At 46.5% G+C, this 17,418-nt stretch carries 7 protein-coding genes and 1 pseudogene; 6 read left to right on the top strand and 2 right to left on the bottom strand.

Going from position 1 to position 17,418, the window contains the following annotated elements; all coding sequences use genetic code 11:
• Positions 1-82: 82 nt before the first annotated feature.
• The 4 genes from Q0986_RS00760 to Q0986_RS00745 all read left to right on the top strand — a co-directional run bounded on the left by Q0986_RS00760 (position 83) and on the right by Q0986_RS00745 (position 11,990).
• Positions 83-9,235 (top strand): PAS domain S-box protein, encoded by a 9,153-nt coding sequence (locus Q0986_RS00760; RefSeq protein ID WP_299402340.1) that lies wholly within the window; start codon positions 83-85, stop codon positions 9,233-9,235.
• A 122-nt stretch (positions 9,236-9,357) separates the two neighbouring features.
• On the top strand, positions 9,358-10,239 hold the full coding sequence (locus Q0986_RS00755) for a DMT family transporter (protein WP_299402337.1): 882 nt from the start codon (positions 9,358-9,360) through the stop codon (positions 10,237-10,239).
• Between the two features lie 350 nt (positions 10,240-10,589).
• Positions 10,590-11,171 carry a CAP domain-containing protein gene (locus Q0986_RS00750; protein ID WP_299402335.1) on the top strand — a complete coding sequence of 194 codons (582 nt, stop codon included), beginning with the start codon at positions 10,590-10,592 and terminating at the stop codon, positions 11,169-11,171.
• A 69-nt stretch (positions 11,172-11,240) separates the two neighbouring features.
• Positions 11,241-11,990 carry an HAD family hydrolase gene (locus tag Q0986_RS00745; RefSeq protein ID WP_299402333.1) on the top strand — a complete coding sequence of 250 codons (750 nt, stop codon included), beginning with the start codon at positions 11,241-11,243 and terminating at the stop codon, positions 11,988-11,990.
• A 6-nt stretch (positions 11,991-11,996) separates the two neighbouring features.
• Here Q0986_RS00745 and Q0986_RS00740 read toward each other — a convergent pair whose 3' ends face one another.
• Positions 11,997-14,828 carry an EAL domain-containing protein gene (locus Q0986_RS00740; RefSeq protein ID WP_299402332.1) on the bottom strand — a complete coding sequence of 944 codons (2,832 nt, stop codon included), beginning with the start codon at positions 14,826-14,828 and terminating at the stop codon, positions 11,997-11,999.
• 650 nt (positions 14,829-15,478) lie between these two features.
• Between Q0986_RS00740 and Q0986_RS00735 the strand changes: the two genes are divergently transcribed.
• Positions 15,479-15,730, top strand: coding sequence for a hypothetical protein (locus Q0986_RS00735; RefSeq protein ID WP_299402329.1), 252 nt, complete (start codon positions 15,479-15,481; stop codon positions 15,728-15,730).
• Between the two features lie 22 nt (positions 15,731-15,752).
• On the top strand, positions 15,753-16,925 hold the full coding sequence (locus Q0986_RS00730; RefSeq protein WP_299402327.1) for a murein transglycosylase A: 1,173 nt from the start codon (positions 15,753-15,755) through the stop codon (positions 16,923-16,925).
• A gap of 165 nt (positions 16,926-17,090) precedes the next feature.
• On the opposite strand, the pseudogene Q0986_RS00725 reads toward Q0986_RS00730, so the two are convergent.
• Positions 17,091-17,318: pseudogene (locus Q0986_RS00725) on the bottom strand (histidine phosphatase family protein); the annotation flags it as partial.
• Positions 17,319-17,418 lie beyond the last annotated feature (100 nt).

Here is a 17,418-nt window from a genome sequence, read left to right as displayed (position 1 = left end):
CAAAAAAGCATTGGATTGCAAGTGAGGCGTAAATTGAGGGTATCCTGAATTCTGGGTATTGGGTCAATCGATATAGGGGAACATGAACCACTCAAACGTTCGCCTACCTCAAAAACTGATCCCTAAAGGGTATGCGCCCCTTGAACTTCTGCATGAGGGTAGATACTCCCTGGTCTATCGCGCCTTGCGGAGTGCGGATCAAACTACCGTTATCATCAAAACCACTCCGCCCCAGGTGGCCTTGAGAGCCTCCGATCACCTAGCCTTTCGCAATCAATTCAACATTGGTCATGATCTGAAGCATCCAGGGATTATCCAGGTTTTGGGTCTAGAACCCTGTAACCATTCCTATGCCCTGATTATGGAAGATGTTCAGGGAATTGCCCTTTCGCAGTTCTTACAGGCTGCGGTCTCTCTCCAGGATGGGTTAACAATTGCCCTCCAGCTGGCCGACATTCTCCAATATCTTAGCCAACAGCAAATTTTACATAAGGACATTAAACCTGCCAATATCCTTATCCATCCTCAGACACTTCAAGTCAAACTGATTGACTTTAGCATTGCCTCCCGCCTCCTCAAAGAAACTCAGACTATCGGCAATCCCAAGGGTTTAGAAGGCACTTTGGCCTATATGGCCCCAGAGCAAACCGGGCGCATGAACCGGGGGATTGATTTTCGCAGTGACTTTTATAGTTTGGGCGTCACGCTGTTTGAATTATGGTCGGGGCAGCTGCCCTTTCAAGCCGAGGAGCCGATGGCGTGGATCCATTGCCATATTGCTCAGGAGCCGCCTTCACTGACGGGGTTTGGGGTGCCAACAACTGTGGCCAATATTGTGGCCAAGCTCCTGGCTAAAAATGCAGAAGATCGCTATCAAAGTGCGTTAGGACTCAAGGATGACCTGCAACGCTGTCTCACTCAATTAACAGCACAAGGCGACATTGAACGATTTGAAGTGGGGCAGAACGATGTTTGTGATCGCATCCTCATTCCTGAAAAACTCTATGGCAGAGAAGCGGACGTTCAGATACTGTTGGATGCCTTTGAGCGAGTAGTCCAGGGGGCATCAGAACTGAGGCTGGTGGCGGGCTATTCGGGAGTGGGCAAAACCGCTGTCGTTAACGAAGTACACAAGCCTATCCTCCAGCAAGAAGGCTATTTTATCCAAGGAAAATTTGACCAGTTTAATCGCAATATTCCTTTGAGTGCGTTTGTCCAAGCTTTTAGCAGTTTAGTCCAACAACTCCTGAGCGAATCCGACGCAGACTTAACTCAATGGAAAGCAGCCATCTTAACTGCATTGGGAAACAATGCTCAAGTCGTCATTGAAGTTATTCCCAGTCTAGAAATTATCTTAGGCAAACAACCAAAAGCTCCAGAATTATCGGTTAGTGCGGCCCAAAATAGATTTAATTTAGTTTTCAATCAATTTATCCGTGTTTTTACCCAGCAAGAGCATCCCTTAGTCATTTTCTTAGACGATCTGCAATGGGCAGATTCGGCTTCTTTAGGGTTACTCAAACTGTTAATGAGTGAGTCAGGCAACCATGACCATTCATTGCTGGTGATCGGGGCCTATCGAGATAATGAAGTATGTCCTGCTCATCCTTTGATGGTGTGTTTGTCAGAAGTTGAGCTGGACCAATCCTCTATCCACACGATTCATCTAGACCCTTTATCTAAGGCAAATATCAATAAGCTCGTTTCAGACTCATTGCTCTGTTCTGAGGTCGTCGCCAGACCGTTATCAGAGTTGATTTACCAAAAGACTCAGGGTAATCCATTTTTTACCACACAGTTTCTACAAGGTCTTTATGAAGATAACTATATTGCATTTGATCGAGAAGAAAAGTGTTGGCAATGCGATTTATCTCAGTTAAAAGAAGCAGCTTTGAGTGATGATTTACTGGCATACATGGCCACACGGTTACACAAACTGCCTGAGACGACCCAGGACGTGTTGAAATTTGCTGCTTGTATGGGCAGCAGATTTGACGTGGCTACTTTAGTGGTTGTTTGTGAGAAATCCGAGTTAGCAATCACTGATGATTTGTGGTCGGCTTTGCAAGTTGGGTTAATTGTTCCTGAAACGCAAATTTATCGCTTGTCTCCTGAGGATGAGGTTGCCAATAGTTCTGAAGAAAGCTCTATTGAATATCGCTTTTTGCACGATCGGGTTCAACAAGCTGCTTATACTTTGATTCCTCAATCAGAGAAAGCTAAAACCCATTATCAGATTGGTAAACTTTTAAACCAGGACTCATCTCTAAAAAATAGAAAAACAAACATATTTGATATTGTCAATCAATTCAACCTTGGCCAAAGTTTAGTTTCACTACAGTCCGAACGAGATCAATTAGCTCAACTGAATTTAATTGCGGGTACAAAGGCTAAAAATGCTATTGCTTATCAAGCTAGCTTTGATTATGCCCATACAGGATTATCTTTGTTGGGAGATAACTCTTGGGATAGACACTATCAACTCACTTTAAATTTACATAATCTAGCTACCGAATCAGCTTATTTAAAGGGTGATTTCTCCGTATTGGAATCTCTGGTAAATACCATCAATCAAAATGCCAAGACTATTTTAGATACGGTTTTAGCAGTACAAACTCAAATTCAATTTTATGCTACACAACAAAATTATAGTTCAGCAATATTAACTGGTAGAGAGATATTACAAGAATTAGGAATTTATTTCCCTGATCGACCCAGTTTTGAGCAAGTCAAGCAGGAATATAGTAGGTTTCAGCCCTGTATCAATCAATTCAGCATCCAGAAAATTGAAGAACTGCCATTGCTGAAAGAGCCAGAGACGTTAGCAGCAGCCAAAATTTTACTTGCTATGTGTGCATCAGCACTGATTAGTAACACCAATTTATCTTGGTTGATTATCCTAAAATTGGTCGAACTGTCATTAGAACATGGTAACTCACTTTATTCAGCATATGGTTATGTAGTGTATGGAGCTCTAGTCAAGCTTATAGAACAAGACATTGAAAAATTCTATCAGTTTAGGCAGCTTGGTCTAACTGTAGTAGATATTTTTCCCCAGAATCCCACTAAAAGTCGCGTCTTCCATGTAGTAGGTTCTGCTGTAAGCTACCTTAAATCTCATCTTCGAGAAGCACGACCATTATTGTCAGCAGCTTATACGAGTGGTTTAGAAAGTGGAGATTTTGAATTTGCTGGATATGCTATAGGTTCAAAATGCCTAAATTTCTTTTTTAGTGGTGAGTTATTAACTACTGTACAAACTGAAATTATTCAAGCTAACCAGGCACTTGAGCAACTAAATAACCAGTTTGCCATAGGTCTTAATCGATTTCTGAAGCAACTGGTCGCCAAGCTCACAGATCAATTAGAACAGCCCAATAGTCTAGAAGGTAATTCTTTTAACCTAAAGGAAATAAATGAGCTTCTAACCACAGCTAAAGATCGATTTAGCTTACATCATTGTTATTTGCATGAAGCAAGTTTACAGTATCTATTCTTAAATACCAATCTTGCTTTAGCAAACATACAAAAATCTGCAAAAAATTTAGATAGTGTTAGTGGCTGGTTGACAGAATACATTCACTATTTTTATGAATCTTTAATCTATCTAGATTATATTGATTTTGCAAATCCCTTGGAAGAAAATTTAGTTAATCAGTATTTAGAAACAGTAGAAAGTAATCAAAAAATATATCAAGATTTGGCAAATTATGCGCCAATGAATTTTCAACATAAATTTGATTTAATTGAAGCGGAAAAATATCGAATTTTAAATAATAAAATTGCAGCTTTAGAGTTATACGACAAGGCGATCGCAGGAGCCAAAGCAAATCAATTCATCCAAGAAGAAGCCCTGGCAAATGAACGAGCAGCCAGATTCTATCTCGACTGGGGCAAAGACAAGATAGCTGCGGTCTACATGCAAGAGGCGTATTGTTGTTATGAGCGATGGGGTGCGAAGGCCAAAACGAATGACCTAGAAAATCGCTATGCATCGTTGCTTGAACCCATTCTCGAGCAGAGAGATGGGATTGATCCCCTAGCAACATTGCATAGTATTGCGCCGTTGTCTCTGTCTGTTCATTCCTCTAGCAGGAGTTTCCAGCCTACTACCGACCGCTTCAATACAGTCCTTGACCTGGCAACAATCTTTAAATCGGCCCAGACCCTGTCTGAAAGTATTGGCCTGAGTGACCTGCTGCAAAAACTAGCGCCAATGATGCTGCAAACATCGGGGGCAGAACGGTTGGCGCTGCTGTTGCCTGATGCCGACAATGTTTGGCAGGTGAAGGTAACGGCAACCGTTGAAACCACCCAGCTGGTCTCAGACCCGATGACGGACAATCTCCATCTGCCGGTTCAACTGCTTCAGTATGTCCAACGGACCCAAGAAGCCTTGGTGATCGATGGGGTCAGTCAATCGCTGCCCATCGTTGATCCATATCTGCAAGACCATCCCCATCTCAGTGTGTTATGTTTGCCGCTGCTGCACCAGACCCAACTGATTGGATTGCTATATCTAGAGCATCACTCGGTCGCGGGTGTGTTCAGTCGCGATCGCATCACCGTCCTCAACTTTCTCTGCGCTCAAGCGGCCATTGCTTTGGAGAATGCGCTGCTCAAGCAGACGCTAGAACAAAAACTGGACGTGCAAACCGCAAAACGCCAAGCCAGTGAAACGCGTCTACGGAATATGGTCGATAACATCCCAGGTGTGGTTTACCAAACCCGTATGACGGGGGATAGCGCGGATTCCCTCTCCTATATCAGTCCTAATTGCCAAACCCTCTATGAGTTATCAGCTCAAACCCTGATCGAGGGTCAGTATAGTTTGCGGGATTTCGAGCACAGCGAAGATAAACAGAGCATTGATCAGAGGCTGGCGGCGGCCAATCAAACCTTACAGCCGTTTAATCACGAATTTCGCATCATTACACCTTCAGGCAGTCTGAAATGGGTGCAAGTTATTTCTCGTCCCAGCCGACAGCCCGATGGGGCAACCCACTGGGATGGGATTGTTATGGATATTAGCGATCGCAAGCAACTTGAACAAGAGCAAAATAGACTGATTCAAATTTTGCAATCGACAACCGATTTTATTGGTGTCTGCAAGCCGGAGAACGGAATTTTGTGGCAGAATCAACCCTTTAGGACATTACGTCCAGATTTGAAGATTCATGAGGAGCGAGTACCCATTTCAAGGTTGTATCCCAAATGGGCCTTTGAAATTGTTAAACAAGAGGGGCTACCCACCGCGATTGAGCAGGATATTTGGTCGGGTGAAACGGCCTTACTGACCCCTTCTGGAGAAGAGATACCCACTTCTCAAGTCATTATTGCTCACAAATCAGAGAAGGGAGAAGTCGAGTACCTCTCAACCATTCTGCGAGATATAAGCGATCGCAAAGCCGCAGAATCAGCCCTAAAACTCAGCGAAGCTAGGGCCAAAGCAGCCTTTGAACAAGCAGCAGTCGGCATTGCTGAGAATAGCATTGAATTCAATCAAATTATTCAAGTCAATAACTATTTTTGTGAAATGCTGGGGTATACCAGAGCGGAAGTCCTCCAGCTCACCATCAAAGACGTCACTTACCCTGAGGACTTAGCAGAGTCAAAAGCTTATCTCACCAGACTTTATAGTGGAGAAATAGATTGCTTTACCCTTGAAAAACGATATGTACGCAAAGATGGTTCAATCGTTTGGGCAGCCACAACGGTCTCTTTAATCAATATCCCTGGGGAAAAAGCCCAAAGCTCTTTAGCCATTATCAAAGATATTAGTGAGCGCAAGGCGGCGGAACTCGCCCTCCAAGAGACTCAAGCTCAATTTCATCGCATGACTGAAAATGTTCCAGGGATGATCTATCGCTATGTCCTCCATCCTGATGGTCAGGATGAATTGACCTATGTGAGTTCCCAGATGCAAGAAATTTTTGAGCTGGATGTGGAAGTGGCCTTGCAAAATACGACTCAGGTTTGGGACAGAATCCACCCCGATGATATGGAGCGGATCAGCCATGACATCCAGGTATCAGCCGACACTTTACAACCCTTTACGAGTTCCTATCGTTTAGTTCTTCCGAACCAAGGTCTCCGATGGGTGCAAAATATGTCTCACGTAGAACGGCTAGAGAATGGTGATGTGGTTTGGGATGGTGTTGTCATTGATATCAGCGATCGCAAACAGCTAGAGCAAGAACAGCTACAACTCATTCAAGCACTACGAGACACATCTGAGGAAAATGCTCAGCTTTACACAGCCAGTCAGAAACAAGCCCGGAACCTGGAAGAATCTCGACATAGGCTAGAACAAATCGTTCTGCAAACGCCTGCTGCAGTGATTGAGTGGAATTCTGACTTCGAGTTTTCAACTTGGAATCCTGCCGCTGAGAAAATTTTTGGCTTTAGGGCAGAGGACGCCATCGGCCAACATTTTAGTTTGATCGTTCCTCCGAATCAAAAAGTTTATGTGGATGAAGTTGCAACGGGCATTTTGACTCAGGCAGGGGGATCTCATGCCATCAATGAGAATGTGACCAAGGCGGGAAAATATATCACCTGTGAATGGTTTAATGCACCTAAAATTAATGCGGATGGCCAGGTGTATGGTGGTATTTCGATTGCCTTAGATATCAGTGAACGGAATGCCAAAGAGCAAGAGTTAATCCTGACAAAATTCGCTTTAGATAACGCGGCCACTGGTATTCTCTGGATTAATTCAGAAGGGCAGTTGACCCGTGTGAATGAAGCCGCGTGCATCAGTTTAGGGTACGGACAAAATGCATTAAAGCAGCGATCGATTTGGGAGATTACGCCAGACTTGCAGGCTGAGGATTGGTCCGAGCATTGGGCTACCATTCGTTCTGAAATTTATGCTAGGTACGAAACCTGCTATCAAACGCAAGATGGCCATATCTATCCAGTGGAAATCACGAGCAATTATCTTGAATTTGACGGTATTGGCCATCAGTTTGTCCAGTTTCAGGATATTAGCGATCGCAAACAAGCCGAATATCAATTGCAAAGGGTTTCGGAACGGCTAGAACTAGCGGCTGAATCGGCTCAACTTGGCATCTGGGAGTGGGATTACCAGGAGAATCTCTTGACCTGGAACGATCAGATGTTTGCCATTTATGGTGTATCCCCCCAAGAATTTGAGGGAACTTATCAGGATTGGGCCAAGGGTATACATCCTGAGGACTTCGCCCAGGTAGAAGCAAGCACCCTTAATAGTATCAACAGCCAAGCGAAAAGTTACAGCCAAGAGTTTCGAGTCTTGCATCCAGATGGTTCAGTCCGATTCATTTTAGCCACTGCCTCCATTGAACGGAATAACCAGGGACAACCCATTCGTTTGGTCGGCATGAATTCTGATATTACCGATCGCAAACAAGCTGAATGGCAATTACAAGTGCTTTCAGAACGACTAGAGCTAGCCGTTGAATCTGCTCAAATTGGGATTTGGGAGTGGGATCACCAGGAGGATCTTCTGGCCTGGGACGATCGGATGTTTGCCCTTTATGGCGTATCCCCCCAATCCTTTAAGGGGACGTATCAAGATTGGGCCAATTCTGTACATCCTCAAGACTTAGCCCAGTTAGAAGCTCATACACCGGATATCATCAACGGCACAGCGAATCGTTATACTCAAGAGTTCCGCATCCTTCGTCCCGATGGTTCAGTCCGATTCATTTTAGCCACTGCCTTCCTTGAACGGAACAGCCAGGGGCAACCGATTCGTTCGGTGGGCATCAATCTTGATATTACCGATCGCAAACAAGCAGAAGCCCAACTCCAAGGCACGAATGAAGAACTCATGCGTGCCACTCAACACAAAAGCGAATTCCTTGCCAGTATGAGCCACGAATTGCGTACGCCGCTCAATGCCGTGCTTGGCTTCAGCCAGTTGATGCAACGCGATCGTTCCATCTCTGACGAACACCATGAAATGTTGACGACCATCAACCGCAATGGGGAATATTTACTGGCCTTAATCAATGACATTTTAGAAATGTCCAAAATTGAGGCTGGCAAAGTCACCCTTAATCCTAAACCCGTCGACTTGCCCCGGTTTTTAGACGATATTCACGAAACCTTCCAAGTTAAAGTTGCAGCAAAAAATTTGGTTTTCAAGGTTACCCATACGTCTGATATACCTCGTTTTATACAGGCTGATGAAGTCAAATTACGACAGATTCTGCTCAACCTCTTGAGCAACGCCTTGAAGTTTACTCAGGAGGGGCAAATTAGCTTCCATACTCAGGTGTTAGATCAGAGCTATGACACCTCACCTGAAAAGGTACACCTACAATTTACGATCAGTGATACGGGTCCAGGGATTGCATCAGAGGATCTAGACAGTATTTTTCAAGCCTTTATTCAATCTGCATCTGGCAAACAACATCATCAAGGTACGGGACTGGGCCTGCCCATTAGTCGTAACTTTGCCCAGATGATGGAAGGCAATCTCCAAGTCAGCAGTACTTTAGGGAAAGGCAGTCGGTTCACCTGCGATATTTACGCTCAGATATTAGCGGTGGATCCAGACGTAGAGGAACTGCAATCTCCCCGCTATCACAATATTCAAGGGTTAAAACACCCGCACCAATCCTATCGCCTGTTGATTGTGGATGATAATCCTGATAATCGAGCGGTGTTATCACAAATGCTATCCATCCCCGGATTTGAGGTGTGTGATGCGATCGATGGTTTGCAGGCTATTGAGATCACTCAGCGTTGGCAACCCCATTTGATTTGTATGGATATCAACATGCCATACATGAATGGATTAGAAGCTACTCGGCAGATCCGACAGTCAGGCTTGATGCCCAAGATTATTGCGATTACGGCTAATGCCTTTGCTGAAGATCATCAAGCGGCCCTCGCTGCAGGTTGTGATGATTTTCTCGCCAAACCATTTACCGAAGATAAAGTCTTTGAGTGCATAGCATGTCTTCTAGAGGTAGAGTTTGACACGATCTCTCTGCCCTGCTCCCTCTCACAAACGTCTCATTCTGCTTCCCCAGCAGACCTCATTCAAGAAGGATTTGGCATGATGCCCATCCAATGGCAGCAGCAAATGCATCAGGCCATTCGTACGCTGGATGAGTACTCGATAAGGCAATTACTGGCAGAGGTTCCTCAAGCCTATGCAGACATGGTTGATGCAACCTCAAAACTACTGAAGGAATTTCGCTATGACACGCTCATGCATATCTTAGAGATAGAACCTTGATGCGCAGGGTGCAAAATGACTTTGCCCTCGGTCTCTCGAACGACCGAGAAACCCAGAAGGCTCTGTTGCCAATATTTTGGTTGCCATAAGGTGCTAAACTTGCGAACTCGGATGCTAATACCATGATTGGAGAAGTCGCAGCAGTCAGTGCCGCCTGTTTATGGGCCGTTGCCTCCGTGATTTATGCGACCTTGGGACGACAAGTCCCAGCTCTAGCCTTAAATTTTTGGAAAGGCGTGATTGCCATTGTTCTGTTGATCATCACGCTTGTGGTGCAAGGACAGATTGTGCCCCATCTGGCAGTCAAAAATAGCCTGTTATTGTTACTGAGCGGTGCCATCGGAATTGGCTTTGGTGATACCGTCTACCTGGAAGCGTTGCGTTGCTTGGGCGCTCGAAGAACCTTGCTCTTAGGCACTTTAGCCCCGCCGATGGCGGCCTGTCTTGCTCTAGTATTTTTGCAGGAGCAGCTCTCTCCCTTTGCCTGGGTAGGCATTGGCGTCACTATTCTGGGGATTATCTGGGTTATTAGTGAGCGCATCACGAACCACGAACAGCGCAGTATGCAATGGCGGGGCTTCGGGTATGCCCTACTCGCGTCTTTAGCTCAAGCGATCGGTGCCATCTGTTCTCGCGCGGCCTTAGATCAGTCTGCGGTCAGTCCACAATGGGGAGCCCTCTTAAGGCTGGTGGCAGGTGTGGTGATTGTCTTGGGTTGGGGGATGCTGAGACGTCCGGGACAAAGGGGGTGGCGAGCCCTCAACACCACCGATCTAAAGCTGCGACTCTTTGCTGCTGCCTTTGCGGGGACTTATTTAGGCATTTGGTTACAGCAGTTATCTCTCAAGTACACCGTGACTGGTATTTCCCAAACGCTCAATGCCACCAGCCCACTGTTCGTGTTGCCTATCGCAGTCATTCTGGGAGAACAGGTGAGTTATCGTGCCTGGTGGGGCGCTGCAATTGCAGTGATGGGCGTGGGATTGTTGCTAACTCAGACATAACAGATAGGGCGACAAACTCGCGTATCTACTGTTTTTACCTATTAAACATAAAATGCTTTTAATCCTCCAGTCGAAAGCCACAGTGTTTGTTATTAGGACAAAACAAGCTTAGTATCTGACAATTGGCAACGTGTCAATAGAAGACTCAAGATTCTTTAAATAGTGCACTAAACGGCAAAAGCTTTGATATTTGTCGTTGGCATTACCGAGATTTTCACAAAGATGTGGAAAAGTTATACACAAATTAGACAACTTATTGGTTTCCATAGACGCGATCGCAAACATCCCCTTGTCATACTCATAAACACATTGCGATTTTTGTCGAATAAGATTTGTCGGGGGAGAACCAAATGTCCAGCAATAAGGAGCAAGCGCTCCGTTTCCCTATGTCGATGCCATCTCAACGGTGGATATGGCCTGTTTCACTCACCCTGAGTCTAATGATGGCCGCACCCAGTCAAGCACAATCGCTCTCATCTCAATCCGTCATGCATCCTCGCACGACGACCTTCAAAATTGCAGCGCAGTCCAACTCCATTGCCCAAATGGAAAAGCAGGTTTTGCGACAAATCAATGCGCAACGTCAGCGTCATGGACTGTCCCCCTTACAACTCAACCGCCACTTGTCACGGATCGCCCGTTCCCACAGTCAGCAAATGGCCAGCCAAAACTTCTATAGCCATATCGATCGTCAAGGCCGTAACCATCGCCGTCGTGTAGAAGCCTCCGGTCTAAGCGCCTATATGATTGGTGAGAATCTGATGAAATGCATTCGTGCGGGCGATCCAGCCGGTCTCTCGGTCAGCAGTTGGATGAAAAGTCCCGCTCACCGCAAAAATGTCTTACTACCGCAAATGACGGAAACAGGGGTAGGCATTTGGCGACAGGGAGAGACCGTTTATGTCACCCAGCTCTATATGGAGCCCAAGTAGAGCATGGGGCAATCCATCGCCAGCCCAATCTTTGATAGGTTGGAAAGGACGGATCTCCACGTTTAGCTCGTGCTGCACTCTCTGATTTTTGATGTCGATGGTACCCTAGCGGATACAGAACGAGACGGCCATCGAGTGGCCTTTAACCGAGCCTTTACCGACGCCGGGTTAGACTGGCGCTGGTCCGTTGAGCTTTACGGGCAGCTCTTGCAAGTGGCTGGAGGCAAAGAACGGATCTCCGCTTATATTCAGCATCATTGTTCCCATTGGCAGCCGCCTCAAGACTTGCAGGGCTTTATTGCGGACCTGCATACGGCCAAAAATAACTACTACCAAGCTTTGCTTGCTCAGGGCACAATTCCGCTGCGACCCGGCGTAGAACGCTTGTTGCAGGAGGCCAGAGCCGAGGGAATACGGCTAGCGATCGCAACCACCAGCGATCTCCCCAACGTCGTGACCTTATTAGAACAGACCTTAGGCAAAGCTAGCCTCCAGTGGTTTGAGACTATTGCCGCTGGCGATATCGTGTCCGCCAAAAAGCCAGCACCCGACATTTACCACTATGCGCTCAATCAGCTCGGGCTGGAACCCACCGACTGTCTGGTATTCGAAGATTCCCAGGTGGGCTGCCAGGCGGCTTGTGCGGCGGGCTGTCGTCCGATTATTACCGTCAATGACTATACCCAGACTCAGGCCTTTGCCGGGGCATTACTCGTGATTGATAGCCTGGGCAATCCTGGCCAACCCTTGACCGTAATGGCCGGTCAAACTGAGGGGGCTGAGTATGTGGATCTGGCGTTGCTGCAATCCCTGGGGTAGGCCCCATCAACTCATGATTAATTGGTCGATCCCTAGCGGCTCGGGTTTGCCAATTCCGTAACCTTGCGCATAATCCACCCCGATAATCTGCAACTGTTCCAAAATCTGATCGTTTTCCACAAATTCAGCAATGGTTTGCATTCTCCGGTTATGGGCCAACTCATTGATCAGATAAATAATTTCGCGATCGCTCTCGACAGTAGCAATATTCCTCACCCAACTGCCATCGATCTTGAGATAGTCCACAGGCAGGCTCTTTAAGTAGCTCAGGGAGGAGACACCACTGCCAAAATCGTCTAGAGCAAACTTCACCCCGATCTCTTTCAGCGGTTCGATAAACCGCAGGGCCTGATCTAATTGGGCAATCGTAGCCGTTTCCGTAATTTCGATGCAAATATTGCTAGGGGGGACCTTGGACTGGTTAATGAGTGCGATCGCATAGGCCGTTGCCCGTTCATCATTAATACTCGCCCCTGATAAATTAATCGAAACAATCGTATCCTTTAAGCCCGCTTGAAAGTACTGGTTGAGCGTGGTTTCTAACACCCACTGGTCAATCAACCCAATGACGCCATACCGTTCCGCTGCAGGGATAAACAACCCAGGACCAATAATATTATTTTGGCCATCTCGCAATCGCAACAGAATTTCATAGTGAGCATAGGGTGAAACAGGGTGACCAATGGATTGGATCGGTTGCTTAACCAAAAACAAACGGTTTTCTTCAATGGCCTGAGGTATATCCGCAATATGGGCCATTTGCAACTGGTAGCGATCAATTTCATGATCATTTTGATTGGCAACATAGACTCGACCCCGGCCAGCATCCTTGGCTTTATAGCAAGCTAAGTCTGCTCGACTCAGCAAGGCTTCTGCGGTATAGCTTGCATCTACAAAGGCAACCAGGCCAACACTGACACCGACTCGGAACTGATTATCCTGCCATTGAAATCGAAAATCTTGCACCGTGGTCACCAGCATTTCACAGCAGGCTTGGGCCTCCTGTAACGAGCAGTCTTGCATCAATAACCCAAATTCATCGCCGCCCAATCGCCCCAGAACATCATTAGGGCGAATCTTTTGCTGGAGTAATTGCGCCAGTTCTGTGAGTAATCGATCGCCGACAATATGTCCCGCTGTATCGTTGACCAACTTGAATTGGTCTAAATCGAGATAGCACAAGACAAACGTCGTCTGATCTTCCCTGGCCCGATGGACGGCGTCTTGTAACCGACCATCAAATTCTGTCCGATTCAGCAGATGAGTTAAGCTATCGTGGGTCGCCTGATAGGCAATCTTTTTCGTTAAGAAGTACTCTTCTGTTATATCGCGCTGAATGCCTCGATATCCCTGAAATAACTGATTATCATCAATGATGGGTTTGCCATTCAGCTTAAAGATCCGCATTTCTTGATTATCTTCTTTGGCAAAGAAGATAAAGTCTTGCAGGGGTCGACGCCAATACAAAATGGTGTCTAGGCGTTTCGTATTAAAGTCAAACGTCCGTTCGTCTGCAAAGATCTCCGATAAGGATGAGCCAATCGCCTGAGAAGAGATGGCTGAGGTTTGATGTCCCTGGAGATCGGATACATACGATAAAGACAAATCCGCATTCAGTTCCCAAAAGGTATTGGCACCCACTTCTGCTAAGTCTTTATAACGTCGTTCATTGTCCCGCAGGGTTTTCTCGACCTGTGCCCGCCGACGCAGGACCTCTATCAGTAAGGCAATAATAATCAGCGCACTGGAAAAGGCAATGACGACGATCCAGACCAAACTCCGATGCTGTTCGTAGAAGGAGGGGTTGCTGTACAACACCGTGCTGCCCACGGGTAAATTCTCAGGATTAATCTGAAACCGTTTGAGTTCTCTCGCATCGAAGAGCCAACGTGTTCTTGACTCCACAATCGGCTCTATCGTTGCCGGATCGGTCCCATCCAAAATTTGTTCAACCAATTGCACCGCTTGGTCGCCATGATAGACCCCATCTAAGACCTTGCCGCCAATGGCTCCAGGTCCCAACCGCATCATGGTCTCCGTAAAGATTGGATTAGGAAGCTGGGTCCTTAAAATTTTGGTATCCACCTCATAATCGATTAATTTGCCAGTGCTATCGTTTTGACGGAGTTGACCTAAGGAGATCACAGGCCAATGAGCAGGATAAGCGGATACTCTTTGGGCCAACTCTTCAGGGGTGACATCATTGATGACTTTGATCATTTGCGGGGCATTGGGCAGTTTTGTTAGCTCCTTGATGCGTTGGATATTGGCCTGTCCCGTTTCAGTGGTGTCGTTAATAACAACCAAGCCCTCTGTCCCTGTCAGTCGTTTTGCCAGTTGCACTGTCTCGGCCAAACTATGTTTTTCAAAGACCCCGGTTAACCCAGGGACATTGAATAGCTCGGGCTGAACATGGTTAATGCCCATAAACACAATGGGTAGATCTTGGAAATACTTTTCACGGACTGACAAAATCAGCCTGAGCCCCGGATCATCGGCCACCATCAAAACATCCAGGGGAACCTGTTGATATTTCTGATCAATCAGATCTAAAAAGAGCTGTGCATGCTCCAACGCGGGTAACCGCTTACTATCCAGGTATTCATGAAAAACCTTGGCCTCTGGCCGACGGTCTTGAAAGGCGTCGTCAATTCCCTGTTTAGATTGCTGAGTCCAGGAGAGTTCTGGATGGTAGGAATGGATGACGAGAATATTCTCTGCAGCCTTCACCTTGGCTGTACTCAAGAGAGCCAGCATCAATATAGACTGCCCCATCCACATCCCCCATTTGCCAGGGAGTGACTGCAGTGCTAACGCGATAGCTGGACTGGTTTTCATTCGGTAACGTTTAAAGATAAAGACGATCCATTCAAAAATGAACTTTTAGGAGTGATGGCGATGGATGCAATGACAGCCTTACCCAGAAAAATGACTTTTTCATTTTAATTCTTCTACATTCTGCAGTTAGCGATAGTTAGACACTGTCAAACTCGGGTTTAATGACACTCAGCTGTTTCAGGCCCAAACACGAGTCATACCGGCTTTTACTGAACTGATACTGGCTGCGTCATAGACAGACGGGTATAAAAACTAGAAAAAGTCTTCTAATTACCCCATATTTGGAGATGAGCACCATTTATGTCCTTAAAGTTCCCAATTTCAGCCATTTATTAACGATCAGAACCAAAAAACAACCCATAACGATCAGCAAAATCCCAAAACAGCTATTTTTATTTGCCGTGAAATTTAATTTATTTATTATGCCCTGCTCATGGATGGATATTGCGTACGTTCCTTGCTACACGCGGTTGTTTTCATCTAAGGAGCGAATCGGCAATGGATCGACGTCTTATCAACGGTTCACCAGAGATGATCAGTTCAGCCAACGATCAGTTAAAAGGCTAACCCGTGTATTGAGATTTGACAGTCCGTTATTTTTGCGGGATTTTTGTCCATAATTAGCTCGGAGTACTTCACTAAATCCAACCATGCCCAGAACTGCCAATGAATATGCGGTCCACCTATTTATCGAAGGGGGTCACAAGGAAGAGGTTCGGTTTGCCACGATTCAAGAGTTTCAGCAGTGGTACAGCAATGAGTTAGTGCCTAAAGCTGAATCTAAGGAATTTATTAACATCCCGATTAAAAATATCCAGGGAGAATATATGGTGGTTCGACCCGCCAGTATTACGGCTATTCGAGTGGAACCTGTGTTCTTATCGAGCGTCGACCGTTATTAGACTTTTTCTATGCGATCGCACCATGTTTTATCTTCTGCCTTTACTGGTGAGTTGTACGGTAGCCTCTACCCCTGCCCCACCCGCCACTCAGCTTCCCTTGAAAACGGTGCCCACCACGCAGCTACCAGCGGGACTCGCCCAAGACGAGCAGGTGTGGCAAGGGCCTAACCACCCGGGCGGCGACCAAAAGGCATTATTAACAGCGATTGACCATAGCTTGCAGTATTTGGGCACTGATAAAGCAGAGAAAGACTACCAAAACTATCCCGTTCCCGGGATTACGCGCGATCTCGTTACCCGCAGTCTCCGTCGATTCCGGCAGTTAGTCGTGCAGGCGAAGTCACCGCAAGCCTTAGAAACGGCTGTGATGAAGGAGTTTCAGTTCTATCAATCCGTTGGGAATGACCAACAAGGCAACGTTGATTTCACTGGCTATTATGAAGCCACTTTCCCGGCGAGCCGCACCCCAACGTCAGAGTATCGCTATCCTCTATATCAAGCGCCAGCGGGTTTTAAGGAATGGCCCAAACCCCATCCTACCCGAGCGGAGCTAGAGGGTACCGATGGGTTGCAAGGATCGCAAGGTCCCCTCAAAGGGCTGGAGTTAGTATGGCTACGCGATCGCCTGCAAGCCTTTTTAGTGCAAGTGCAGGGATCAGCACGCCTGCAAATAACGGACGGGACCGAAATGTCAGTGGGGTACGCGGGTAAGACCGATCATCCCTATACCAGTATTGGCAAGTCTTTGGTCAAAGATGGTAAGTTCACCCTGGAAGAGCTAAGTTTGCCGCTGCTGATTGAATATTTTCAGAAAAATCCCCAAGATTTAGATCAATATATTCCTCGTAATCAGAGTTTTGTCTTTTTTCGGGAAACCTTTGGATCGCCCCCTATGGGTAATCTAAGTGTGCCGGTGACGGATGAGCGCTCGATTGCCACCGATAAATCGCTGATGCCGCCTGGCGCTTTAGCCTTAATCCGCACATCATTGCCTTACTACAATCAGCGCCAGCAGTTGGAGTTCCAAGAGGTCAGTCGGTTTGTTCTCGATCACGATACCGGGAGTGCGATCAAAGGGCCAGGTCGAGTGGATCTTTTTATGGGCACAGGACCGAAAGCCGAGGCCCGAGCAGGGGTGATGACAGGTTCAGGTCAGCTCTACTATCTACTACTCAAAAATAACCGCACAGATTAGATTATCCCTGAGCATCTCACCTAGAGCGTTTGAGAGCGATTCGATTCGATACTCCCTTGCGAGACTGGGGCGATAGGGGCAATTGTTGCGAGACCATCGTGCGATCGCACATTCAGTACTGAGAGAACCACCGTCAGTGCTAAAAACGGTGGTTCCCATCGCTATTTAGAGTTTTGCCCATTCATCAGGCAACACATTGGCCTGTAACGTAAACCCACCACTTCCATCTGGCGTCAGTACATAAGCAATTCCTTGAGGATCGGGATAAATACCCGTCGCAGCCTCAAAGATATCGTCATGACCGACAATCACAGTATTTTTGCCATCCTCTGGCGCTGCAGTCAGCAAAGGCGTCACATTAGCCTTCATTTCTTCAACTTGCTCATCCGTATAATGAGATATAGTCAAATGTGGTGTATGAGAGAGCATCAGGCGACCTTCTCGCGATCTATTGAATTAGAGTCCTCCTCGATGTGTATACCATCGATAAACG

Source organism: Acaryochloris sp. IP29b_bin.148 (assembly GCF_028285565.1).
Taxonomy (GTDB): domain Bacteria; phylum Cyanobacteriota; class Cyanobacteriia; order Thermosynechococcales; family Thermosynechococcaceae; genus Acaryochloris.
The sequence above is the reverse complement of the archived record's forward strand: the minus strand, read 5'-3'. Positions and strand labels throughout refer to the sequence as shown.